General features: G+C 64.1%; 20 protein-coding genes. 1 reads left to right on the forward strand and 19 read right to left on the reverse strand.

Annotation, left to right across the window (positions count from 1 at the left end):
* Positions 1-79 precede the first annotated feature (79 nt).
* The 11 genes from VGH98_16055 to VGH98_16105 all read right to left on the reverse strand — a co-directional run bounded on the left by VGH98_16055 (position 80) and on the right by VGH98_16105 (position 11,799).
* Positions 80-454 (reverse strand): YraN family protein, encoded by a 375-nt coding sequence (locus VGH98_16055; GenBank protein HEY2377493.1) that lies wholly within the window; start codon positions 452-454, stop codon positions 80-82.
* 38 nt (positions 455-492) lie between these two features.
* Positions 493-1,308: a glycerophosphodiester phosphodiesterase family protein gene (locus VGH98_16060; protein ID HEY2377494.1), complete on the reverse strand. Its 816-nt coding sequence runs from the start codon at positions 1,306-1,308 to the stop codon at positions 493-495.
* A gap of 22 nt (positions 1,309-1,330) precedes the next feature.
* Complete coding sequence (locus tag VGH98_16065; GenBank protein ID HEY2377495.1) at positions 1,331-2,143, reverse strand: hypothetical protein; 813 nt, start codon at positions 2,141-2,143, stop codon at positions 1,331-1,333.
* A 51-nt stretch (positions 2,144-2,194) separates the two neighbouring features.
* Complete coding sequence (locus tag VGH98_16070) at positions 2,195-4,558, reverse strand: DNA translocase FtsK 4TM domain-containing protein (protein HEY2377496.1); 2,364 nt, start codon at positions 4,556-4,558, stop codon at positions 2,195-2,197.
* Between the two features lie 72 nt (positions 4,559-4,630).
* Complete coding sequence (locus VGH98_16075) at positions 4,631-5,380, reverse strand: 2-phosphosulfolactate phosphatase (GenBank protein ID HEY2377497.1); 750 nt, start codon at positions 5,378-5,380, stop codon at positions 4,631-4,633.
* Positions 5,380-6,735: an acetyl-CoA carboxylase biotin carboxylase subunit gene (accC, locus tag VGH98_16080; protein ID HEY2377498.1), complete on the reverse strand. Its 1,356-nt coding sequence runs from the start codon at positions 6,733-6,735 to the stop codon at positions 5,380-5,382. Before accC ends, VGH98_16075 begins: the two co-directional genes overlap by 1 nt.
* A gap of 165 nt (positions 6,736-6,900) precedes the next feature.
* Positions 6,901-8,079 (reverse strand): type IV pilus twitching motility protein PilT, encoded by a 1,179-nt coding sequence (locus VGH98_16085; GenBank protein HEY2377499.1) that lies wholly within the window; start codon positions 8,077-8,079, stop codon positions 6,901-6,903.
* A gap of 4 nt (positions 8,080-8,083) precedes the next feature.
* Positions 8,084-8,590, reverse strand: coding sequence for an acetyl-CoA carboxylase biotin carboxyl carrier protein (gene accB / locus VGH98_16090; protein ID HEY2377500.1), 507 nt, complete (start codon positions 8,588-8,590; stop codon positions 8,084-8,086).
* 44 nt (positions 8,591-8,634) lie between these two features.
* A complete protein-coding gene (locus VGH98_16095; protein ID HEY2377501.1) occupies positions 8,635-9,726 on the reverse strand; it encodes a Xaa-Pro peptidase family protein in 1,092 nt (363 codons plus the stop codon).
* Positions 9,719-10,183: a type II 3-dehydroquinate dehydratase gene (aroQ, locus tag VGH98_16100; GenBank protein HEY2377502.1), complete on the reverse strand. Its 465-nt coding sequence runs from the start codon at positions 10,181-10,183 to the stop codon at positions 9,719-9,721. The genes VGH98_16095 and aroQ overlap by 8 nt, the downstream gene beginning before the upstream one ends.
* Positions 10,180-11,799 (reverse strand): tetratricopeptide repeat protein, encoded by a 1,620-nt coding sequence (locus VGH98_16105; GenBank protein HEY2377503.1) that lies wholly within the window; start codon positions 11,797-11,799, stop codon positions 10,180-10,182. The genes aroQ and VGH98_16105 overlap by 4 nt, the downstream gene beginning before the upstream one ends.
* A 176-nt stretch (positions 11,800-11,975) precedes the next feature.
* Here VGH98_16105 and VGH98_16110 point away from each other — a divergent pair, with 176 nt between their 5' ends.
* Positions 11,976-13,811, forward strand: coding sequence for a peptidyl-prolyl cis-trans isomerase (locus VGH98_16110; protein HEY2377504.1), 1,836 nt, complete (start codon positions 11,976-11,978; stop codon positions 13,809-13,811).
* A gap of 307 nt (positions 13,812-14,118) precedes the next feature.
* On the opposite strand, the gene VGH98_16115 is transcribed toward VGH98_16110, so the two are convergent.
* The 8 genes from VGH98_16115 to hutH all read right to left on the reverse strand — a co-directional run bounded on the left by VGH98_16115 (position 14,119) and on the right by hutH (position 23,848).
* On the reverse strand, positions 14,119-14,385 hold the full coding sequence (locus VGH98_16115) for a twin-arginine translocase TatA/TatE family subunit (protein HEY2377505.1): 267 nt from the start codon (positions 14,383-14,385) through the stop codon (positions 14,119-14,121).
* Between the two features lie 9 nt (positions 14,386-14,394).
* On the reverse strand, positions 14,395-14,682 hold the full coding sequence (locus VGH98_16120) for a DUF4321 domain-containing protein (GenBank protein ID HEY2377506.1): 288 nt from the start codon (positions 14,680-14,682) through the stop codon (positions 14,395-14,397).
* The gene (locus VGH98_16125; protein HEY2377507.1) at positions 14,682-15,686 is read right to left on the reverse strand and encodes a polyprenyl synthetase family protein; all 1,005 of its coding nucleotides are present in this window, start codon (positions 15,684-15,686) and stop codon (positions 14,682-14,684) included. Before VGH98_16125 ends, VGH98_16120 begins: the two co-directional genes overlap by 1 nt.
* Complete coding sequence (locus tag VGH98_16130; protein ID HEY2377508.1) at positions 15,683-18,313, reverse strand: tetratricopeptide repeat protein; 2,631 nt, start codon at positions 18,311-18,313, stop codon at positions 15,683-15,685. The genes VGH98_16125 and VGH98_16130 overlap by 4 nt, the downstream gene beginning before the upstream one ends.
* Before the next feature lie 61 nt (positions 18,314-18,374).
* On the reverse strand, positions 18,375-19,646 hold the full coding sequence (hutI, locus tag VGH98_16135; GenBank protein ID HEY2377509.1) for an imidazolonepropionase: 1,272 nt from the start codon (positions 19,644-19,646) through the stop codon (positions 18,375-18,377).
* 4 nt (positions 19,647-19,650) lie between these two features.
* The gene (locus VGH98_16140) at positions 19,651-20,637 is read right to left on the reverse strand and encodes a radical SAM protein (protein ID HEY2377510.1); all 987 of its coding nucleotides are present in this window, start codon (positions 20,635-20,637) and stop codon (positions 19,651-19,653) included.
* Between the two features lie 6 nt (positions 20,638-20,643).
* Positions 20,644-22,332, reverse strand: a complete 1,689-nt coding sequence (hutU, locus tag VGH98_16145) for a urocanate hydratase (GenBank protein HEY2377511.1) — start codon at positions 22,330-22,332, stop codon at positions 20,644-20,646.
* Between the two features lie 10 nt (positions 22,333-22,342).
* Complete coding sequence (gene hutH, locus VGH98_16150; protein ID HEY2377512.1) at positions 22,343-23,848, reverse strand: histidine ammonia-lyase; 1,506 nt, start codon at positions 23,846-23,848, stop codon at positions 22,343-22,345.
* Positions 23,849-23,983: the final 135 nt, after the last annotated feature.

A 23,983-nucleotide genomic window follows, 5' to 3' on the forward strand; every position in this document is an offset into this window, starting at 1 on the left:
ATACTCTGGCCAAGCAGAATCGTACCGGAAACACCGTGGCTTCGATACCCGAAGAAAATACGAAGACGACCCGAGCGAATCAACCCGATCGTGCGACTTTGAACGCGTCTTCGACGTGACGGACGCGAACGCGCTCACCGCTCATGAGGACACCGATTACGTCGAAGCGGTATGACTCCTCCGCGCGACCATGGCGGTCGATCCAGACCTGGGCGGATTTCGCTAATTCCTTCTGCTTCCGCCAGTTGACCGCTTCTATGGGCTGTCCGAACCGATCGCCGCGCCGCGCTTTCACCTCGACGAAGGCGATGGTTCCTTCCCGTTCGACGACGAGATCGATGTCCCGGTGGCCGGAACGAAAACGCCGCTGAATGACCCGCCAGCCCGTACGCCGAAGCCACCGCTCCGCGATTCGCTCGCCCAGCTCTCCGAACGCCTGCTTGGTCGCTGACATGGCCGCCAACCTACGGCGGCCGCCGGTCGGCTCCGGTATCAAACTCCCGCGCTTGGGTGCGAATCAGCGACGTCCGTCTGGAGCTCGTTCCGAGCCCGGAGCATCACTGCGGGATCATTCGTGACAATCCCTTGAATCCCCGCGCTCCACAGGCGTTTGGCGACGCCTGGGTCATCGATGGTCCAGACGTGCGTAACCGCTCCGCCGCGCCGGGCGACTCGAGCGAGCCGTGTTACCGGAAGACGAATCCCGCGGTACCAGCGCGGAATGCATAACGCGTCGTACGGCAGTCGGTGCGAAGCCTCGGCCCACAGCGTCTCCCAGAGTAATCGCACCACGTCGGCGCCCGACGCGCCGGTCGCAAGCGCGCGTCCGCGGAATGGCGCGACCGCGTCATGGGTCATCGAGGCGATGACCGACCGATGCATGGCGTCGCCACCGATCAGCGCTCGCTCGACTGCCTCGAGCGCGCCAGGCACCTTCACCTCGATGAGCAACGGAAGCTCTGGAAATCGCTTCAGTACGTCGTCCAGCCTCGCGATCGTTAGGCCGCGGCCGCGAAAGGGATACGTCGAGCCGCCGTCGCTGGTGAACGTTGCTCCCACGTCCACGCGTTCGAGCTCGGCAGTGGTCATCTCGGCGACAACTCCGGCGCGACCTGCGGTGCGCGCCAGGGTTGGATCGTGAATGACGACGGGAACGCCGTCGCGAGTGATCCGGACGTCGAACTCGAGCGCGTCGACGCCTAACGCGGCTGCCTGGTCGAACGATTCGATCGTGTTCTCGGGTGCGTGAGCCGCGTTGCCGCGGTGCCCGATCACCAGCCGCGCGCCGAGATCAGTGAGCGGGTTCACCCGGCTCCCGGCCCTTGGCGCGTCAGTGCGGGAGACGCGCGCTCGTCGGCACCAGCGCCGGGCTGTCGCTCTGCGCCAGGGTGCGCACGAGGGTTGCTCCGAGCTCCGGGAGCACCTGCTCGGCGCGAACGACGATCTGTCCCTGCTTCGTGACCCAGAGCCGCTCGGACGCGCGCTCCGCCTCGAGAGACACGATCCAGCAGTCGAAGTCTCCTGCGGGAACCGTCACGTGCTCTTCGCCCTCGACGGAGAGCGTCGCGGGCGTCAGCGTCGACCCGCCGGCATCGATGACAATCAGCGACGCAGAGTCTCGCCACGTCGCCGACAGCGGGAGCGACGCGAGTACCACGTCGACCGCCATGGTGTTGACGAGCAGATCTCCGCGGTTCGCCAGCACGACGTTGTGCCTGCCCAACGGCGACGTCATCGCCCCGAAAATGCTGTCTGGTGTGAACTCGGCCGCGACGCTAGCCAAGCCATGCACGGAAACCCAGTGCAGCGGCCTCAGATCGTCGAGCCGCACGACGAGTGTATCACTCGTGAGCGCGACACCTTCCATTCCGTTGCGCGTGAGCAGGAGCGTCGGCGTTCCAGCATAGTCGAGCGTGGACACGACAAAGCGCTGATCTCCGATTGGAGAGCTTGCACTGTCGCGCATCAGGCTCAGCTGATACAGGAATTGAGCAGGCTGTATGCGGGTCGAATCGAAAACGAGTCGATGCGAAACGCTGTCTACGTGCGGCGGTGTGGCAACGGCAGCCGTTTGCGCAGTCGCCGTCTCGATCGCAAAACCGAGCGCGGAGAGTGCGAGCGCGCATAGGAGGGACCGTCGCATCAGAGTGATACGTCGGGCGACGAGGTCACGTTCCACACACGCGGCGGCGCATTAGCCGCGCGGTCCGCAGATACGCTCGAGATCGTCCAGGCCGACGAGTACGTCGCGGGGCTTGGATCCATCCGGCGGACCGAGCACGCCCGCGTAATGAAGCTGATCGATGATCCGCGCGGCGCGCCCATAGCCGACCTTGAGACGTCGCTGCAGCAACGACGTCGAGCCCTGCTGGTGCTGGATCACGACCTCTGCAGCCTCGCGGAACAACTTGTCCCGATCGACGATCTCCGCTTCCTCATCGTCGCCCTTCCCAGACTCCTCTGCTTCGCGCTGCCGCACCGCCTCGAGAATGTCCGGCTCTTCGGCGGCCGTGTCGTCGACGAGCGCGCCCTGCGCGGCAAGCGCAGCGCGTTTTGCCTCACGGCGATCGTGATACCACTTCATGAGAAACTCGGTGTCGTCGCTCGACAGGAATGCGCCTTGTAGCCGTGCGGGCTCGGACTTGCCAGGCGGAATGAACAGCATGTCGCCGTTGCCAAGCAGCGCTTCTGCGCCTGCCCCGTCGATGATCGTGCGACTGTCGACTTGTGACGCGACTCGAAAGGCGATGCGACTCGGGAAATTCGCCTTGATGAGCCCCGTGATGACGTTCACGCTCGGCCGCTGCGTCGCGAGGATGAGATGGATGCCCGTCGCGCGCGCCTTCTGCGCCAGCATCGCGATCGGCGTCTCGACTTCACCCGGCACCGTCATCATCAGGTCCGCCATCTCGTCGATGACGACGACGATGTACGGCAGGACATCTCCACGATACGTGAGATCCTCGAACGCGACGTTCTCACGCTTAGGCAGCTTGAGCTGCGCGCCGTCCTGCACTCGCTTGTTGAAATCCTGAACGTTCCGGCAGCCGTTGGCGGCAAGGACCTCGTAGCGCTCGTTCATCTCCATCTTCGCCCAGTTCAACACCGCCGCCGCGTCATGGTTGTCGGTGATGACCTTGTGCCGCAGATGTGGCAGCGTGTTGTACACGGACAGCTCCACCATCTTCGGGTCGACCATGAGAAAGCGAAGAGTTCGAGGTGTGTGCCGATATATGAGGCTAGTGATAATTGTGTTCACACACACCGACTTTCCTGAACCAGTTGCACCAGCGATGAGCAAGTGCGGCATCTTCGCGAGATCGCTGATGACCGGCTTCCCTTCGAGATCCTTGCCTAACGCGATCGGGAGCGCCGCGCGTGCGTTCTGGTAGTCGCGCGTTTCGATGAGCTCGCGGAAGGAAACGATTTCCGATGTCGGATTCGGAACCTCAACACCCACAGCGCCGCGTCCCGGAATCGGCGCGACGATACGGATGGACGCCGCCCGCATCGCGAGCGCGAGATCGTTGGACAGGTTCGCGATCTGCCGGACCTTCACGCCTGGCGCGGGCTCGACCTCGAATTGCGTGACGACGGGCCCCGTCGTGCGACCAACGAGCTCTCCTTCCACCCGGAATGTCCGCAGTGCGTCCATGAGCTTCGCGCCCATCGCGTCGAGCTCGCGACGGCCCACGTCCGCGTTATGCGGCGGTGGCGGCGAAAGAATGTCGCTCGGCGGTAGTTCGTCGCCGAGCGTGGAGACGGGCCCCGTCGCTTCGATCGCGGCTGTGATCTCGATCTCACGTTCGGCCGCCGCTTCCGCGCGGCTCTTCTTGCGGCGGCGTTTGCCATCCGCACCAGAATCGATGGTCCCGTTATCGAGATGGAGCGACGCGCCGCCACCAACGAGCCCGGGCAGCTCTTCCGGCGATGGCTCGAGCGGGACGCCCGCGGCCACCAGTGCTTCCTCCTCTTCTTTCTCTTTCTTCCGCCGGCGCTTGGACGGCGCGAGCGGCTCGGCGAACGGCAACGGTTCAGGTGCGGGCGCTCGCCGCCCGATGAGCATACGGATCGGATTCCAGGCGAGCGTCGTCGCCGTCAGTGTGCTGAATGCGAGCACGATGACGACCCACGCCCCGATGTCGCCGAACCACGTTCGCAAATAGAACGCAAAGAACGCCCCCCACAGGCCCGCCATTCGGCTCTCTTCACCGAGCGGGAGATTCATCGCGAGGCCGACAGCGATCGGCAGAATCGCGACCAGTCCCGCGAAGAAGATCATCCACTTGCGATCCTGCTCCGATTGCAAGCGACCGAACACCTTGAGTGAATGCACGGCCGGAACGAGCGGGGTGAGCGCCGCGGCGGGCCAGCCGAGCAGCTTCACGAGCGGGCGTGCAAGCCACCAGCCCACCCAGCCGACGTTTCCTCGCACGTCGACGCCAAAGCGCATCTGCGCGAGCGCAAGAACGCCAAGCGCCGCCGCAAGGAAAAACGCGAACAGGAGAAAGGCGATGGCGGTGATCTCGCGTTTGACGCTACTACTCACTTCGATCACCTATGTTACCTGTTAGAAGCTGCTCATGACATTCGCGTGATTCGCGTCCCAGAACCCTTGACTCTCCAATGACTAACGCGCCCGCTCGGGACCCAACTTTGTAATCTGGCGATCCTGGTAGATCGGGATCACCGGATAGGAGTCAATCGCTGCACAATCGGCGAGATCTTCGCCGTAACCCGCCTCACTCAGCGCGCGGCCGTGGGCTGACGCCGAGAAGAGACGCATGAGGTTGTCACTGTACCGGCGATCGATGAGCATCGCGGCAAAGGCTGCGTCGTTGAGGGCGACTTCGGATCGACGACGTGTGGCATGATGAACGTAACGACCCGCGCAGGCCGCGTCCTCGAGCGAAAACTGCTTCTCGCGCCCGGCGCAGAGAATGGCGATGTCCGTCCCTCCGCGCTGTGCCGTGCGCAACATCGCCAGCACGGCCGAGAAATTGACGTACGATCCGATCACGACGTCACGCGGTCCCTGTTGAACGACAGCAATTGCCGTCGTTCCGTTGGTCGTGCTCAGGAGGACCGTCTTTCCTTCGACCGCCTCGCGAGTGAATTCGCGCGGCGAATTTCCGAGATCGAAGCCGGGGATCGGACGCATCTGACGTTCACCCGCGAGCTTCACCTCGGATCGCTCGAACGCCTTGGCGCGCATCACGACTTCGTCGGTGTTCTCGAGCGGGATGATCGTGCGTGCGCCGTTGGCGAGCGCGGTCGCGATGCTCGTCGACGCGCGCAACACGTCGATGACGACGACGACGCGTCCCGAGGTGTCGCTCGCCGTTAGGCCCCCCGTGCCGAAGAAAACGTCGATCCGCACTACGCGGGCTCCCGAAGCAACTGGCTTTCGCGCTCCAGGAACTTGGTGTCGAAGTCGCCAGCCTTGAATTTCTCGTTCTGCATGACGCGAGCGAGGAACGGAATCGTCGTCGTCACGCCTTCGATGATGAAGCTCTCGAGCGCAACCATCATCCGTGCGATGGCCTCGCTGCGATCGCGACCCTGGCAAATCAGCTTCGCGAGGAGCGAGTCATAGTAGGGCGGCACGGTATAGCCATCGTACACGTGGCTATCGAGGCGCACGCCAGGGCCACCGGGGGGATGATAGGTCGTGATGCGTCCCGGCGATGGCTGGAAATTCCTCGCCGGATCTTCCGCGTTGACACGTACTTCGATGACGTGTCCACGCCGCGTCGGCAGCTCCTTCTCAGTGAGCGGCTCGCCCGCCGCGACGCGGATCTGCTCTTTCACGAGATCGACGCCATAGAGCATCTCGGTCACCGGGTGCTCGACTTGAATTCGCGTGTTCATCTCCATGAAATAGTATGATCCGTCTTCATCGAGGAGCATCTCGATCGTACCCGCGCCGACATAATCGATCGCTTTGGCGCCGGCGACGGACGCGGCACCCATCGTCGCGCGGAGCGCGTCGTCGACAGCTGGGCTGGGCGACTCCTCGATGAGCTTCTGGTGGCGCCGCTGAACCGAGCAGTCGCGCTCACCGAGGTGCATCACGTTGCCATGGCGGTCCCCGAGGATCTGAAACTCGATGTGCCGGGGACGCGCGAGATACTTCTCGACGTAAACCTCGCCGTTGCCAAACGCACTCAGCGCCTCGGAGCGCGCGAGCGAAAACGAACGCCCGAAGTCGTCTGCATCCTTGGCGACACGCATTCCCTTTCCGCCGCCTCCGGCCGCGGCCTTGATGATCACGGGAAAGCCGATCTCGGTCGCGAATTTGAGCGCCTCGTCGACATCGTCGACCGGTCCGGGCGTACCAGGAATAATTGGCACTCCGACGGCGCTCATCGCCTTCCTCGCCTGGGCTTTGTCGCCCATAGTGCGAATCTGGTCCGCCGTCGGGCCGATGAACGTGATCTTCGACGCCGCGCAGATCTCCGCGAACTCCGCGTTCTCGGCGAGAAAGCCGTACCCGGGGTGAATCGCGTCCGCGCCGGTGATCTCCGCAGCCGCGATCAGCCGTGGGATGTTGAGATAGGAATCTTTTGCGGGCGGTGGCCCGATGCAGACGTCGTCGTCCGCAAAGCGGACGTGGAGCGACTCGCGGTCTGCATCCGAGTATACGGCGACGGTCTCGAGGCCAAGCTCGCGGCACGCACGAATCACGCGCAGCGCAATCTCACCTCGATTGGCGATGAGGACTTTTGAAAACATCGAGAGGGGCTAGGGGCTAAGTGGGATGGGCTAGAGTCCAGGGGCTAGGGGCTAGGGAGTATCTCGAGACGAAGCGTCTATGAGAGTTTCGCGCGATCATCCATCGACGCTTCTTCCGACCTTCCGCTAGCCCCTAGCCCCTAGCCCTCTAGCCCCTCGCCAAATCTACCCATTTCCTTCCCTTTCGAATCCCGCCCACGTGCTGTCGCTCGTTCCGGCGACGCCCTGGACACGGAGCGCAAACTCGGAGGGACTGCTCGCGAAGAACACCGCGCTCTCGTATGAGATGATCCCCTTCGTGTACCAGCCCATCAGCGACTGGTCGAAGCTCTGCATCCCGTACTGAACGTTTCCCTCCTTGATCAGGTCGGGAATATTCAGGGTCGCATTCATGTCGCGGATGTTGTCGCGGACCGCGGCCGTGTTGATCAAGATCTCACAAGCGGGGATGCGCCCCGGCTTGTCCGCGCGCGGCACGAGGCGGAGAGAGACAACGGCCTGGAGAGCCGTCGCGAGGGAAAAGCGAACCTCCGCCTGCTGGTGCGGCGGATAGAACGACAGAACGCGGTTGATCGTCTGCGTCGCGTCGGTCGTGTGCAGCGTCGAGAACACGAGGTGACCGGTGTCGGCCGCCTTGAGCGCGGTATCGAGTGTTTCGATGTCTCGAATTTCACCGATCAGCACGACGTCAGGATCTTGCCGAAGCACGCGACGGAGTGCCTGTCCGAAATTGGCGGTGTCGGTTCCGACTTCCCGCTGGTTGATGTGGCAGTTGATGTCGCGGTGCAGGAATTCGATCGGGTCCTCGATCGTGATGATGTTCGCGCGACGGTGCTCGTTGACGTGCTGGATCATCCCGGCGAGAGCGGTGGACTTTCCCGATCCCGTGATGCCGGTGACGAGTACGAGGCCGCGCGGCTTCATCGAGATCTCTTCCAGCACGGGCGGCAGATTGAGCTCGGCGATGGTCCGTGCCTGATACGGAATGGCGCGCATCGCATAGCACAACGAGCCGCGCTGCTGATACACGTTCACACGGAATCGCCCGATTCCGGGAACACCGATCGCGAAGTCGCACTCCTTTTCTTCGGCGAACTGCTTCACCTGGCGCGGCGTCATGAGCTGCTCGGCCAGCGCTTTCAGGTCCTCTGGGCGTAGCGGCGGGCGGCCGAGGGGCTCGAGCTCACCGTTGACGCGAAGAGTCGGCGGACGGCCGACTTTCAGGTGCAAGTCCGACGCGTTGCGCTGAATCAGCTCCTGCAGCACGGACTTGAAGTTGAAGCCCGAGGTAGGAGCCGATTGACCAGCCGCTGGAGGAGCGGCGGTACCGGCAGCGGCGCGCATTGGACTAGCCATTAGGATCGATTCTGTAGAGCACCTGTCCGTATTCCACCGGCTGCGCGTCCTGCACAGCGATTTCGCGGAGCACTCCGGCGTACTCCGACTCGATTTCGTTCATGATCTTCATCGCCTCGATGATGCACAGGATCTGCCCCTTCGCCACCCGGTCCCCGACGGCCACATAGTTCTTGGCGCCCGGTTCCGGCGATTGGTAGAAAGTGCCCACCATTGGCGACTTCACTTCGAGTAGCTGTGTCTTGGACGCTTCGGCCCTGCTCTGCGTTTCGGGCTCGCCGAGAGCCGGGAGTCCGTCGGCCGGAGTTAGCCGGGCGGCGGGCGGCGGAAGCATGGCGGCGGGCATGGGCATCTGGCTGGTCACCTGCACCGTTCCGCGCTGCTGTGGACTCTTGGAGATCCGGATCTTCATCCCTTTGTCGGATGAGATCTCGATAGAGTCCACCGTCGACTCATCGATCATCTCGATGAGCTTTTTCACATAGCGAAGGTCGATCAAGGATGGTTGGGAAGGATGTTGGTTACGAGTGCCGGTGAGCAGCATCAGCCCCTGATTTCGATCAGCTCGCGCGTGAATTCCGTCAGAATGCGTGGACCGGACGCGTCCAAAACGACGTCGTCCTCGATGCGAACACCACCCCATCCAGGGCGGTAGACTCCTGGCTCGATCGTCACCACGGCTCCCTCCGCGAGCGCAGTGTCGGCGGTGCGGGCGAGCCGGGGCGCTTCATGGACCTCGAGACCGACGCCGTGCCCGAGGCCGTGCCCGAACAACTCGCCAAAACCACGCCGCTCGATGTAGCCGCGCGCGATGGCGTCCGCGTCGCGGCCGGTCATACCGGGGCGAATATCGTGTGCCGCCTGCTCGTTGGCTTTGCGAACGACATCGTAGATCTCGCGCTGCTCGGCCGTCGCCCGGCCGACAACCACGGTTCGAGTGATGTCGGAGCAGTATCCCTCGACTTCGGCGCCAAAATCCAGCAGCAGAATGTCCCCGTCGCAAATCCTTGCCGACGACGCGCGCGCGTGCGGAAGCGCGGATCGGGCACCGGTTGCCACGATCGATGGGAATGGAAAGCCCTCGCTTCCTTCGTCGCGCAGCGCGCGTTCGAGCACGCCCGCGACCTGAAGCTCGCTCATCCCGACGCGGACCTTGGCCAGGGTTCGTTCGAGGGCGCGGATCGCGACACCCGCCGCGCGCTCGATGCGCATCACCTCGCCAGGGTCCTTCCGTTCGCGCAAGGTCTCGACGAGATCGAGCGTCGGCCGCCATTGCCAACGCGCTCCCGCCTCCATCAGACGCTGAAAGTCGCGATGCAGAACATGAGCAGACTCGAAACCAATGACCTGGACACTGGCGAGCTGTGCGAGCTGCTGCCACAGTCCCGTCCACAGGCTCTGCGGCTCGATCAGCACGCGCGCGGCATCGCCAACCTCGTCCGCCGCCTGGGTCTGATAGCGGAAGTCGGTGATCAGCACGGTGTCCCGCTGGCTCACGAGCAACAGCGCGCTCGAGCCGGAGAAGCCCGTCAGGTATCGCACGTTCGCGAGGCCGGTAACGAGCAGCGCGTCGACGTGCGCGGCCGTCAGGCTCTCGAGCAAAGCGGCGAGGCGCCGCGGGCGTTGATCAGACACGCGCGACGTTTCCCGTCGACGCGCGTGCCGACAATTTCGCGGCAAGGCCGCGGAGCGCGAGCTCGTAGCCGTAGGTGCCCAGGCCACACACGACGCCGATCGCCGCCGGCGCCAGCATCGAGTGACGGCGCTCGGGCTCGCGTCCATAGACGTTCGTTATGTGCACTTCGACAAATGGCATCGCGACGCCGGTCAATGCATCCCGAATAGCGAGACTGGAATGACTGTACGCTCCAGCATTCACGAGCGCGCCATCAACGCGACCACGGAGCCCATGAATGTATTCAATGAGCTCCCCTTCCCCGTTCCGCTGCACGAACTCGAGCGTCGCGCCAAGCTCGCGCGCCACGGCTTGCAGTTGGCGCTCGACATCATCGAGCGTCTCGGTTCCGTACACCGACGGCTCTCGCACCCCGAGAAGATTGAGGTTCGGTCCGTTTATGACGGCGATCCTCACGTCTTCTTCAACCCCTCGAGCCATGCGTTGAATTGCTGGATGTCGTCCGGCTGCCCAGCGCCCGCCTCAGACGACGGCTCCGCGTCGCTGGCCGTGACGTCCTGCTGCGCCTGCTGCGAAAAGAACTGGTCAAAAGAGAAGCCCGCCTGGGCGCCGCTTCCCGTTGCCGGCGTCGCATGACGAAAGACGTGATCGAGGGAGAGCTCCGTTGCGGCAGGCGTCGCTGGTCTCCCGCCCAACGAGGGCTCTGCTGCCGCGCGATCATGCGAGGCAGACGCAGCGGTTGCATCGTGGTTGGTTTGACCGACCTGATCGGCCCGCGGCCGCTGTTCGGCGTCGGTGAACAAGTTATGAATCGATCCTCCCACGGTCGCGGCGGGCGCAGCCGAACGCGCTTCCGGCACGCTGTTGGGGATGGCCGGCGCGAAATCGTCCGGCGAACGACTGCCTCGCGGCCTGGACTCGGCGATCTGGCCGAGAAACTCGCGAATCGTCGGTCCTGCGTCCGCGACGACCTCGGGTGCGGGCGACGGAACCGCTGGCACCCCACGGAGGCGTCCGTCGCGGTCTTGCTCGAGCGCGCTGGCTCGAGCGGCGAGATTGGCGTCGTCAGGGTGCAGCTTCAGCAGCCTGCGATAGACCTCGAGCGCCTCGTCGAGATGCCCTTGCTTGACGTACAGCTCTGCCATCGTCTCAGTGACGAAGGCGCTGCTCGCATCGCTCGGCGGCGCAGCGGGCGCTGAAGCTGGCTGTTGCTGTGGTGGAGGGGGCGCTTGCGGCGCCGCTTGCTTCGGCGCAGGTGCTGGCTCGGCGGGCGGCGCTTCGTTCGTTAGGCCGTCCAGGAACGAAGCATGGAATCCCGATGGCGCATTCTCCTCATCCCTGGCGAACGGCGGAGCGCCTGACGAGGAAGCCGCACCGCGAATCGGCTGCGCATCCGCGCTGGTGTGCTCGTCCGGGTGACCAAGGAGATCCTCGCCCTCATGGATGAGCTGCAATGGCCCACTCGCCAACCCCGACGGGGATGAGGCCGTGAACAGCTTGGCCAAGTCGTCGAAGTTGCTTTCCGAGGGTCCTGCGGGCGCCGCAGATGGTGACGGAGCTGCAGTCCCGGGCGACGCAGAACTAATCGCAGACTCGACTTGGAGCGAACCACCCTCCGACTCGCCTGCTGCATTTTCCTGCTGTGGGGCTGCGGCGGGCGGCGCGGTGCCGCCGTCGGTGTCGAGCGACGTAAGGATTCCTACGATTTCCTCATTGCGTGGATCAGATTCGAGGACGCGGCGGTACCAATCACGGGCAGTCTCGTTGTCCCCGCGCGCCCGCGCGATGTCGCCAAGGTGGCGGAGGGCAATGAGATTTTCGGGATCGAGCGCGAGCGCGGTCTCGAATACGCTGCGAGCTTCGTCGTGCCGGCCAGTTTCGAACAGGGCTTGGCCGTACACGATGTGGCCGCTCATGTGGCCCGGCTGCTGCGGCAGGAACTCCTGACAGATGAAGATGGCCTGCTCGAAGTCGCCGCTCTTGCGGTACTCGTTGGCGAGTGGCGCGAAATAGCGACGAGGATTCTCGTCGAATTTTTTGCGGAGCTCGTCGATACGCGAAGGGCCGGCCATTGAGCGTGAGCCAGATGTGTCTACAGGAGGGGCTGGCGGGAACGTGAAAATACATTCCGCCGAGTGAACAAGTCAATCAGGAAGTGCCGCGCTCACTTGATTTTACCTCATTGCCGCTCGTACTTTTCACAGCTTCGACCCGCCTTTTTTCTCGCCTTTTTTAGGAGTATCGCCGCGTGCTGCGACAAATGCGGAGCGCGAGTTTTGTCATCGTGGTGTGGGGCATCATCGCCTTCGCATTTATCGGTGGCTTCCTTTTCGCCCAGACATCCGGACTGCTCGGTCGTACGAGCGTCAATTCCACGACCGCCGTTGCCGTCGTGAACCACCACGACATCCTGTGGAGCGACTACGTCAAGGCGTATCAGGACGAAGTGCAACAGGAGCAACAGCGCTCCGGACGCACTCTCACCGAGGATGAAACTCGCCGCGTTCAGAACGCAACCTTCGACCGCATGGTCATGGACGTTCTGCTACAACAGGAGTACGAACGCCGCGGCATCGTGGTCACGGATGATGAGATAAAAGAGTACGCCAAGTTCGCACCGCCACCGTGGGTGACTTCCGCACCCGAGCTGCAGACTGATGGGCAGTTCGACATGCAGAAGTACCAGCGGTTGCTCGCGAGCTCATACGCGAAGCAGACAGGACTCCTCGCGGGACTCGAGCAGTATTATCGAGGCGAGGTCCCTCGACGCAAACTGTTCGATCAGATCTCGAGTGGGCTTTACGTGACGGACGCGGAGCTCTGGCGCATCTGGCGCGATCAGCACGACAGCGCCTCGGTGAGCTTCGTGGCGTTCCGGCCGCAGCCGGACAGCGCGCTCGCAAAGTCGATCTCGGATGCCGACCTGCACGCGTACTTCGACAAGCACACGGACGAATTCAAGCGCCCTGGGCGAGCGGTACTGTCGGTCGTCGAGATTCCGCGCGTCGTCACTGCCGCCGATAGCGCCGCGGTTCGCAATCACGCAATCGCGCTCCGCAACGAAATCCTCGGCGGTGCCAAGTTCGAAGATGTTGCCAAACGAGAGTCCGCCGATTCAGTCTCTGGCGCAAAAGGCGGCGATCTCGGTAAGGGTGGAAAGGGCCGCTTCGTCGCTCCCTTCGAGCAGGCTGCGTATGCGCTCAAGCCCGGCGAGATCTCGCAGCCGGTGCTGACGCAGTTCGGCTATCACCTCATTCGCCTGGACGAGCGGAAGGGCGACACGCTCTCGCTCCATCATATTCTGCTCCGTATTCAGCCAAGCGATTCGAACGAGGCACTGATCGATCGTAAGGCAGACGAGCTCACCAAGGACGCGGCATCGACGGAACAAGGCGCAAAGCTGGACAGTGCCGCGAAGAAGCTTGGGCTGCCCGTGTTCAAGGTCGTCGCGACGGAAGACGAGCCGGCGACGTACGAGGGTCGTCCGATTCCCAGCGTGAGCGCATGGGCGTTCGGTGGACCGCACGCCGGCGAAACGAGTGAGATGTTCGACGACGAAAGCGGCTACTACCTCGCGCGCCTGGACTCGATCACCGATAGTGGCGAGCCAAAGTTCGAGAATGTGAAAGAACTAGTTAGGCAGCAGGTCGCGCGTGAGCGAGAGATCGACCGGCTGATGCCGGCGGCCCAGAAGCTGGCCGACGCGGCGGCGACCGCGGGCCTGGATGCGGCGGCAGCTCAGCAGAAGCTGCAGGTGCAGCAATCGCCGATGTTCACGCGCGGCACGTTCGTGCCGGGAATCGGCCAATTCAACGAAGCGATCGGCACGGCGTTTGGTCTGCCCGTCCAGGCCGTGGGCGCGCCGGTGAAGACTTCCGATGGGGTCTTCGTGCTCCGCGTCGACAAGCGCGTGCAGGCCGACAGCGCGGCGTGGGTGAAGCAGGTAGCGCAGCAGCGGCAGGCTCGAATGCAGCAGCTCCAGCAGCAGCGCGTGCAGATGTTCTTGCAGGACGTCCGCCAGTCGGCAAAGGTGGACGACCGGCGCAAGCTGATCCTGGCAGCGACGAGGCGAGGAGAGAGTTGAGTAACTTGAGCGTCGCCGAATTCCGAGCCGTGGGTGGTCGCTGAGACCGCTGACAAGGCGCTGAGACCGCTGACTCGCGCCTCATCAACGACAGCTCCACGCAGCGAGTAGCAGCTGGTTTCTTGTTCAAATGCCTCGGGAAGCTTCCAACGATACTGGAAACCTCCCGAGGCATTCACAAATTCAAAACATCATCGGGCGCGGAGCTGCCTTTGCACGCGGAGCCCGTCAGTGGTCTCAGCGCCGTGTCAGTGGTTTCAGCGGCCCTGCTGACCTCAACCCTCCCGGAATTCGGCGACGCCGAACGCTAGCTCAACAATCTCTTCGGCTCGGGCCGGGCTTCCTCGTCGCGGCGCGTCGCGGCTTGAGGATCGGCGGCGGTGAGGCGCTCCGACCGCACCTCGGGCTCCGGCTCGCGGATCTGACGATCCACATCGCTGATGTTCCGCTTGAACTCGCGAATGCCCTTCCCGATCGATGCACCGATCTCCGGCACGCGCCGCGCGCCGAAGAGCACGAGCACGATCACGAGAAGCATCAGCATCTCGGTGAAGCCAAAGTTTCCGAAATTCATAACAATCTCCTAGAAGAGCGATCGCGCGATCAGATAGGCGATCAAAACGCCGACGAGACTCAGCAGTGAAACATCGAAGGCCACGGGCCCTATCGCGAACTTGAGGACCACAAGGTCGATATGCAATGGCCCCAGCTCGGGGGTCACGCCCGTCGTCAGGAACTCCTTTACCGGGCCCGCGGGCAGAAAGCGCCGCGCGACCTGTGTGAAAGTACCACCGACGACGAATCCAATGCAGAGTACCAGGGCATGAAACCCCGGACGATGCTTCGAGGATCCACGAGAAGGACCAATCATTAGGACCGCCGATCCATGACGTAAGAGATGGCATCCGTCAGTGCCGACCGGACTGGGCTATCAGGAAGGGGAGCCAACGACTCCTCGGCCTCCTGCGCGAAGCGTTCACCCCGCTGGTGAGCGCCTTCGATCCCGCCGGCGTCGGCGATAATTGCCACGACGTCGCTGATCAGCTGATCGTCGGGGTCTTCCGTTGCAAACAGCTCCTCCACTCGCGCCTTGCTCGCGCCAGACAGCCGGGGACGAGCAAGAATCAGCGGTAACGTCACCTTGTGCTCCCGAAGATCGAGGCCCGAGGGCTTCCCCGTCACCGCAGAGTCCGAGGTATAGTCGAGGATATCGTCGGCGATCTGGAAAGCCATTCCCAGCAGCTCGCCATAGCGTGACAACACGGAGCGATAACGCACCGCACCGCACAGAGCGCCAGTCTCGCACGCCGCCGAAATCAGCACCGCGGTCTTCGAGCGAATGAGCGCGAAGTAATCATCCTCGGAGAACTCGAGGCCCTCGATCGCAGCGAGCTGACGCATCTCGCCGATGGTCAGCTCGTTCGCGACGGTCGTGAGGATTCGCAAAAATTCGAGGTCGCCCACGTCGACGAGCGCCGCATGGGCGCGCGTGTAGAGAAAGTCTCCCATGATCACGGAGACTTGATGGCTGAACAGCGAGTTCACCGTCGGCAGGCCCCGCCGCAGCACCGAATGATCGACCGAGTCGTCGTGCACGAGCGTTGCGAGGTGCATGAGCTCGACGACCGCGGCGAGACGAAGCGCACGCGCATCGGATTCGCCGGTCACGGCGCTCGACAAGAGCGTGAGCGTGGGACGAAACATCTTCCCGCGCATCCGCAGGAGATGCGCGCTCACCTGCTCGATCATCGGAAGCTCCGAGCTCACGATCGCGTGCATCTCGTCCACGACCCGATCGAGCCGCTCGCGTACGGGCGCTTGAATCGCGCGCAGTGCGTCCGTTGCAGGCCTTCTTTCCCGTGCGACGGTGCTCATCGAGCGACACGCTCCACTTCGTTGATTCGTTTCACCACGTCTCGGAATTCGATGTCGACCACGAATACTCGCTGATAATAACCCAACGCCTCGTCGAAGCGGTTCAGCGCCTGCGCCGCGCGACCAAGAAGATAGAGTAGCCCGATCAATTCTTCGTCGCTGTAACCGCCCTCACCCAGCGCGCGAGCGAGAACCGTCGCCGCGATGCCGTACTGCTGCTTCTCGATGAAGCACTGGCCGATCGCCTCGTACGTCGGCAGACGACCCGCCGGGGCTTTGAGTGCCTTCTGAAATTCCGCAATCGCTTCGTCGACGAGACCCATCTCCTTGAAGGCGACACCCAAATCGTAATGACTCTGGTAATCCTCCTGCGCGACGTTCTCGGCAATCCCCTGCTTGAATTTCTTGAGCATATCGGCGAAGTCGGCTTCTTCGTCGCCGGTTGGCTCCTCCTCGTTCACGATCATGCGCGTGCTCTTCGGCGCGTCTGCGGAACGCAGCAGCTCACCGAGGTTGACGAAGCCCGCCTCGCCCGGCGTCGGCTCCGGATCGGCGTTCCGGGTGCGCACGGGCGACGACGCGGGCGCGCGAGACGCTTTGCGCGCGGGAGCCGGCGCTTCGACCGGCGGCGGCTCGGGCTCGACCTTGATCGACTCGAGCGCCGCCTGCGCGCGAATGTCGTCCGGGGCGAGATCGAGCACGCGCTGGTAGACCGCCCGCGCTTTCTCCGCTTGCTTCGCATTCAATAACGCGCCAGCGAGGGCCAAATAGGCCTCGATGAGGCGAAGCTTGTCGTTCGTTCGAAATGCGTACTCGACGCGCTTCTGGTGGAAGCGGACCGTCTCCGGCGCCATGCGCGCGATCTCTTCCGCGAGCGACGAGGCGAGATCCAGCTCGTTCGCACGCTCGGCGCCCATCATCGCGGCTTCCAGCTCATGCACTCCACCGTCGCGATCGCCCGACTCGAGCATCGCTTCGGCGAGCTCGCGGCGCAGCGTCCAGTTTTCCGGGTCCGCTTCGACGATCGCGTGCAGCGCTTCCACCGATCGCTCGGCCGAAATGGTACTCTGGCGCAGCGAGGCGGGACCCTGTGGAATTGGCGGCAAGCTCTCGATGCCGAGCGATGGATCGAGCTCGATGAGCGGAGTGGCGTTGTCGAAATCGCCGCCACCGTTTGCCGTTGTGAGCGAATCGTCGAAACCGATAGCGTCGGATCGGAGAAGCGTCGGATCCTGCTCCACGGTTCCGAAGTCGCTTCCGAAATCGTTCGTCGGCGATTGCTGCTGCCAGAGCCCTGCGCCGGAGCCAAGCTCTTCGGCAGGTGGAACGTCGACGTCGAGGCTCGACGAATCGTGAGAGATCGTGAAGCCTGACGAGTCGTCCGTCCTCGCATCGAACGACGGTGCATCGAACGACGGCGTGTTGTTGTTAGGCGCGATCTGCTCGAACTGATGCTCCGTCGGTTCGGCTGTCTGGCCCTGGTCCTCGAGCAATTCCTCCTCGGGCAACAGGGAGGCACTGGCCTCCTGCTCGATGATCGAAGGCTGCTTCGGTCGCGGAGGCGGCGGCGGCGGAGCAGCCGGCGTCTCCTCGAACGCTGTCGGCTCGATATCCAGCATTTCCGCCGATTCCGTCGTGGCCGAGCTGTCGTCGAGACTCGTGCGCTCGAGGCCAAGGACCGACTCGTCAGCCACCGGCGGAATCGATGGCGCCGGGGCTGGTCGTTGCGGTTGCCCCGGTCGCGGACCGGGGCCAGGCTTTGCCGTTGGGTGCGCCGGGCGCGGCGGCGCATGACCTCTACCGGGCGGCGGCGACGGTGGTGCCTCGGACTCCTCATCGCCACTGTCGAGGAGCGGAAGGTCCGCGACCGCGGCAGGCGGCGGAGGCTTCGGCTGACGGCGCGGTGGCACGTTGGATGGTGCCTGCCGTGCGGGACGGTTGGCTGGCTCGCCGAGATCGAGAAAGACGAGGTCGGCCCCGCGTTGCGAGCGCGAGTCGCTCTTGGCCTGCGGTTCCACGGACGGATCGATCGCCTTGATCCGGCTCAGTATGGCCTGCGCCTCGGAGTCCTTTCCTTCGGCGTGAAATCGCGTCCACAACGTTTGCAACTGCTCAATTGCTTCTTCTTTGCGTTCGAGCTTGGAGAGCTGGTCCGCAAGCATCAGGCGGATGTCATCCTGCCCCGGACAGAGATCCGCGAACTCCTTGAGCGATCGAAAGGCCTCGTCGAGGTTGCCGGCCTTCTGCATTCGGTCTGCGTACTCGAGGAAGTTCTGCTTCGCATCGGTGGTGAAGCCCTTGTGGGCGCTGATTTTCCCGAGCGTGTAATAGACCGAGGCGCGCCCTGGCGAATGGCGAAGGATCTTGTTGCAGAGCGCGATCGCGTTGTTGTAAAACCCGCCGTCGACATAGCGGACGACAGCGCGCTCGTAATAATCGACGGCGTCCGCCACGTTCCCCTGGCGGAGCATGAGATCGCCGACGCGATTGAAGAGCGAAACGTCGAGCTCCGCCGCGTATTCGTCGAAGCTATCCAGAATTTCGACGTAAACGGCGAGCGCTTTCGCGAAGTCCTTCTTGAGCTCAAAATCTGCCGCCTTTTTCTTCAGCTTAGCGACGTTGGACATCAGCGTCCTGGCGGGCTCCGCGACGGAACGTGGTTCCGCGACGAGGTAGGATTTGGGGCGGTTAAGTTAGTCGTAAGTGACTTGGGTGACAAGTTTTGCCTCGCACCCACGTCCCCAGGCAGCGACGATCGCCGTACCAGTATGGCAACTCCCGAACGTCGCCGATCTCGAACAGCGCCAGGTCCGCGGAGAAGCCAGGCGCCAACTGCCCGACCGAGTCGGACAAACCGAGAGCAGCCGCGCCGTTGACCGTGGCGGCGATCAGCGCTTCGGAGGCCGACAGGTGAAGCTGGCTCACGCCCAGCGTCAGTATGAGCGGCAGATTCGGCGTCGGTGACGTGCCGGGATTGAAGTCGGTCGCGAGGGCAACCGCAACGCCCGCGTCGATGAGCTGTCTGGCAGGTGCCCGGGTCGATTTGCCGAGGAAAAGCATCGTTCCCGGTAGAAGTGTGGCGACGGTGCGAGAGCTGGCGAGTGCGCGTATCCCAGCCTCTGAAACGGCACCGAGGTGATCGGCCGACGTCGCATCCAACTCGGCGGCGAGCTCCGCTCCGCCGCAGGAGGTCAATTCGTCCGCGTGGAGCTTCAGGAGCAACCCGTTACTGCGCGCGGCTTCCAGAATGCGCCGAGACTCCGGAACCGTGTACACGCCCGTCTCGCAGAAGACGTCGGCGAAGCGCGCCAGACCCTCCTCGGCCACTCGCGGAATCATCTCGTTCACGAGGAGACTCACATACTCCTCGCGACTCGCGGCCGAACCGCGATGCTCGAGCGGGATCTCGTGCGCGCCGAGGAACGTCGGCACGATTCGCAGCGGGAGCTCGCGCGATAGCCGCGCGATGACGCGCAACGTCTTGAGCTCGTCGTCCAGCGTCAGGCCGTAGCCCGACTTCACCTCGACCGTCGTTATGCCGTACGAGGCGAGACGCATGAGACGCGCGCGCGTCAACGCCACGAGATCGTTCTCGTCGCGCGTGCGAAGGTCGCGGACCGATGAGTGGATGCCACCGCCGCGCGCGGCGATTGCCATGTAGTCCATGCCCGCCGCGCGCATTTCCTGCTCGTCGTAGCGTGCGCGTCCGAAGACGGCGTGCGTATGCGAATCGACCAGGCCCGGCGTGAGCACGCCGCCAGCGCAATCGATCTCCGTCGCACCTGCGAACCGACGGCGGAGCTCGGCCTCTGCGCCCACCGCCTCGACTCGCTCCCCAACGACGACGACCGCGCCGCGGGGAATTGTTTCGAGCTTGCTCATCTCGCCGCCGCGGCGCGCGCGCGCCGGACCGGCGGACGTTACGACCTGTGCGGTGTTGACGAAGATGAGGTTGGGCACCGGGCTATGCACGCAGCCCACGCCCCATGACGTCGCGAACGCGCGACAGACGCAGGGGCGCCTGGGCTTCGCCGCGACAGGCGTAGTAGCACGCGTTGCAGTCGATGGGCTGATACCGTTTGAAGTCGGTCCAGTGGAAGTCCGTCGGAAAATCGGGACAGCGCTTCACGTGACCCGTGGGATCGACGTGAATCGTGCGGATCCCCGACCGACATGGCTCGTGCATCTCGCCGCGTGCATAACGAGGGATCTGCTCGAGGTAGTAATCGGAGTTGGTGATCACGCCGCGTGCCCGCCGCTTGAACGCGAGCAGTTCGGCGACGAGCGCGTCGAGCTCGGCGTACTCGCCAGCGCCGATGAGAAACTCGCCGTTGCCGTTCTTGGCGTCGGTGTACACGCTCAGGTTCACGCCATAGCCGAGTTGCGCCGCGCGATCGACGATCGGCTTGATCTGGTCGAGATTGTCGTTCCGGATGACCGTATTGAAGCGCACGTTGTCGATCCCAACGTCGCGCAGCCGCGGCAGCGTATCGAACAGCTTCGCCGTCAGGCCCGGAATGCCGCGCGCGAGATCGTGGCGCCCGTCGATGTAGTCGAGCGAGATGTTGAATTGATTGACACCGGCGCGCCACAGCGAGAGGGCACGCTCCGGAGTGAGCATCGCTCCGTGTGTGATCAGCATGACGTACTTGAGGCGAATCGCCCGTGACACGGCAGCGACGAGATCCTCGAGGTCCGACCGCAGGAGTGGCTCACCACCGGTGAAGGTGACCAGCATCGGGTTGAAGAATCGGGCGGCCTCGGCGAAGCTCTTCGCTTCCGACGCGCGCGTCTTCGGGTCCGTGCGCCAGTAATCGCAGAACGAGCAGTGCGCGTTGCAGCGAAGCGTGACCTCGAAATGAACGAGCACCGGCCGGCGTCGCAGCGTGAGCCAGCCGTACTTCGCGAGAAAGAGCGCAACGTGGTACGGTTTGAAGCGCGCTGAGAGCACGACTGGCTACTCGTCCATCGGCAGTCGAATGCCCTGGTTCTCGGCGGTCTGGCGCGCCAAGTCGTATCCGGCATCGGCGTGGCGTGCGACGCCGATGCCCGGGTCGTTCGTGAGCACGCGCTCGAGCCGCAATCGCATCTCCGGCGTGCCGTCGGCGACGATCACCTGGCCCGCGTGCAGCGAGTTGCCGATGCCGACTCCGCCGCCATGATGGAACGAGACCCACGACGCACCGCTTGCCGTGTTGAGCAACGCATTGAGAATCGGCCAATCGGCAATCGCGTCGCTGCCGTCTTTCATCGCTTCGGTCTCTCGGAATGGCGAGGCCACGCTCCCGGTATCGAGATGATCGCGCCCGATGACGATGGGCGCGGACAACTCGCCCCGCGCCACGAGATCGTTGAGCGCGACGCCGAAGCGCGCGCGATCGCCCTGGCCTAACCAGCAGATGCGCGCCGGCAATCCCTGGAAGTGAACCTTCGCGCGCGCGAGGTCGATCCAGCGACGGAGATGCGCGTCGTCAGGGAAGAGCTCGAGCACCAGCTCGTCGGTCCGGGCGATGTCACGCTCGTCGCCGGAGAGCGCCACCCAACGGAACGGTCCCTTTCCCTGGCAGAACAACGGTCGAATGTACTCGGGCACGAAGCCGGGAATCGCGAAGGCTTCTTTGACGCCGTTGTCGTGCGCGACCGTGCGGATGTTGTTCCCGTAGTCGAAGGCGATCGCGCCGCGGCGCTGCATCTCGAGCATCGCGCGAACGTGCTCGCTGATCGACGCCGTGGAACGCACGACGTATCCCGCCGGATCGCGCCGGCGCAGCTCGGCCGCGGCCGCGAGCGTAAGCCCCGCAGGTACGTACCCATTGAGCGTGTCGTGCGCGCTCGTCTGATCGGTGAGGACGTCGGGCGTCACGCCGCGCCTAACGAGCTCGGGAAGGAGCTCCGCGGCGTTGCCGACGATTCCCACCGAGAGCGCGCGTCGCGCCGCCGTCGCTTCACGGATCCACTCGAGTGCTTCATCGAGCCGATGCGTCTTGCGATCGCAGTAGCCGGTCGCGAGCCGCTTGTCGATGCGTGCCTCGTCGACCTCGACGCCGAGGAGGGCCGCACCATTCATCGTCGCGGCCAGGGGCTGCGCTCCGCCCATCCCGCCAAGGCCCGCCGTGAGCACGAAGCGTCCAGCGAGATTTCCATCGAAGTGCTCACGTGCCACGGCGCCGAACGTCTCGAATGTGCCCTGGAGTATTCCCTGCGATCCGATGTAGATCCACGAGCCGGCGGTCATTTGACCGTACATGATCAGGCCGGCCCGCTCGAGCCCACGGAAGTAATCCCAGTTCGCCCAGCGCCCGACGAGATTGCTGTTCGCGATGAGGACGCGTGGCGCCCACGTGTGCGTGCGAAAGACGCCGACCGGCTTGCCGCTCTGCACGAGCAGCGTCTCGTCGTTGGCGAGCGTACGCAGCGTGCGGACGATCGCGTCGAACGCTTCCCAGCTTCGCGCCGCGCGGCCGGTGCCCCCATACACGACGAGGTCCTGCGGCCGTTCCGCGACCTCGGGATCGAGATTGTTCATCAACATTCGGAGCGCCGCTTCCTGCTGCCAGCTCTTGCAGCTGAGCGTCGTACCACGCGGCGCACGGACGACGCGCGCGCCCGTCGCCGAGCGCTCCGTCGCGATGGTGCTCGAGGTCATGATAATTCTCTCAATTCGGAATGCTGTCGCCGCGCTCGATCGCCGCGGCGATCAACTCGATGTCGGGTCCAAGCACGCGATCGCGAGCCAGTGGCGGAACGAGGCGCCGCACTGCCGCGTGCCCGCGAGCGACGCCGCGTCCCGGCTTGAGCGGAGACCGATAGTCGATGCCCTGTGCCGCGCACAGTAGCTCGATCGCAAGCACGTAGCGGACGTTTCGCACGATGCGTCGGAGCTTCCAGGCGGCGCCCATCGCCATCGGCACCACATCCTCCTTGTTGCCGTCCGTGGGAATCGTGTCGACGCTCGCGGGATGCGACAGCACCTTGCACTCGCTCGCCAGGGCGGCCGCCGTCACCTGCGCCATCATGAAGCCGGAGTTGACGCCGGCGTCGGCGGTGAGAAACGGGGGCAATCCCTGATTCAGATCCGGATGCACCAGGCGATCGATGCGACGCTCGGCGATCGTCGCGAGATTGGTGAGCGCGATCGCCAGAAAGTCCAGCACCATCGCCACCGACTGGCCGTGAAAGTTGCCGCCGCTCAGCAGCTCGCCCGACTCGAAGACGAGTGGGTTGTCCGTCGCGGCGTTCAGCTCGCGTCCAACGACCGACGACGCAAAGTCGAGCGCGTCGAGCACCGGACCATGCACCTGCGGCATGCAACGGAGACAATACGCATCCTGTACGCGCGGATCCCCATGACGATGGGACTCGCGAATCTCGCTGTCGGCGAGGAGCTCCCTCAAGAGCGCAGCGGATGCGGCCTGGCCCAGCTGGCCGCGGACTTCCTGAATGCGCTCGTCGAACGCCACCGGCGTACCAAGCAATGCCTCGAGTGACATCGCACCAGACAAATGCGACACACGCCACAGGCGATGACACTCGACGATTGCCAGGGCCGCGATTGCCGTGTGCGACTGCGTGCCGTTGATCAGCGTGAGCCCTTCCTTCGGACCTAACGTCACCGGCTCGAGTCCGCATGCCCTGAGCATCTCGCGAGCGGGGCCGACGCGACCGTTATGCGCGAGCGTGCCTTCGCCGATCAGCGAGAGCGCGAGGTGCGCGAGCGGGGCGAGGTCGCCGCTCGCGCCGACACTTCCCTGCTCCGGGATCGGCGGGTGCAGTCGCGCGTTCAGCATTGCGAGGAGGAGCTCCGCGAGATCAGGGCGGGCGCCCGAGTAGCCTTTCGCGATGACGTTCGCGCGGAGCAGCATCATCGCGCGCACTTCGCGCTCGGCGAGTAGCTCCCCGACGCCGGCGGCGTGACTACGCACGAGATTGATCTGGAGCTCGGCGAGGCGGTCGGAAGGAATCGCGATCTCGGAGAGCTTGCCGAAACCGGTGGTGACGCCGTACGCGACGGTATTACGCGCGACCAGATCTTCCACGATGCGACGAGAAGCGCGTGCGCGTTCGCGTGCTACCGGAGCCAGCTTGACGGTGGCGTCACCCGCGGCAACGGCGAAGACGTCCTCGATTCGTAGCGATGCTCCGTCGATGACCACTGACGACATGGCGGAAAGCTCGTCTGAAGGGATCGAGGGCGCAACAGAGGGCAGAGAGTAGAGGGTAGTGGCTAGAGGGTAGCGGCTAGCGGGTAGCGGGTAGTGGGTAGAGGGTAGTGGGTAGAGGGTAGAGGATAGAGAGTG

The organism is Gemmatimonadaceae bacterium, assembly GCA_036496605.1.
In the GTDB taxonomy this organism is placed as follows: domain Bacteria; phylum Gemmatimonadota; class Gemmatimonadetes; order Gemmatimonadales; family Gemmatimonadaceae; genus AG2.

Coding starts and splice junctions, on each gene's coding strand:
- VGH98_16055 (HEY2377493.1), bottom strand. CDS start 454: ATGTCAGCGACCAAGCAGGCGTTCGGAGAGCTGGGCGAGCGAATCGCG.
- VGH98_16065 (HEY2377495.1), bottom strand. CDS start 2,143: ATGCGACGGTCCCTCCTATGCGCGCTCGCACTCTCCGCGCTCGGTTTT.
- accC (HEY2377498.1), bottom strand. CDS start 6,735: ATGTTTTCAAAAGTCCTCATCGCCAATCGAGGTGAGATTGCGCTGCGC.
- VGH98_16085 (HEY2377499.1), bottom strand. CDS start 8,079: ATGCGCGCCGCTGCCGGTACCGCCGCTCCTCCAGCGGCTGGTCAATCG.
- VGH98_16105 (HEY2377503.1), bottom strand. CDS start 11,799: ATGGCCGGCCCTTCGCGTATCGACGAGCTCCGCAAAAAATTCGACGAG.
- VGH98_16115 (HEY2377505.1), bottom strand. CDS start 14,385: ATGAATTTCGGAAACTTTGGCTTCACCGAGATGCTGATGCTTCTCGTG.
- VGH98_16120 (HEY2377506.1), bottom strand. CDS start 14,682: ATGATTGGTCCTTCTCGTGGATCCTCGAAGCATCGTCCGGGGTTTCAT.
- VGH98_16125 (HEY2377507.1), bottom strand. CDS start 15,686: ATGAGCACCGTCGCACGGGAAAGAAGGCCTGCAACGGACGCACTGCGC.
- VGH98_16130 (HEY2377508.1), bottom strand. CDS start 18,313: ATGTCCAACGTCGCTAAGCTGAAGAAAAAGGCGGCAGATTTTGAGCTC.
- hutU (HEY2377511.1), bottom strand. CDS start 22,332: ATGACCTCGAGCACCATCGCGACGGAGCGCTCGGCGACGGGCGCGCGC.
- hutH (HEY2377512.1), bottom strand. CDS start 23,848: ATGTCGTCAGTGGTCATCGACGGAGCATCGCTACGAATCGAGGACGTC.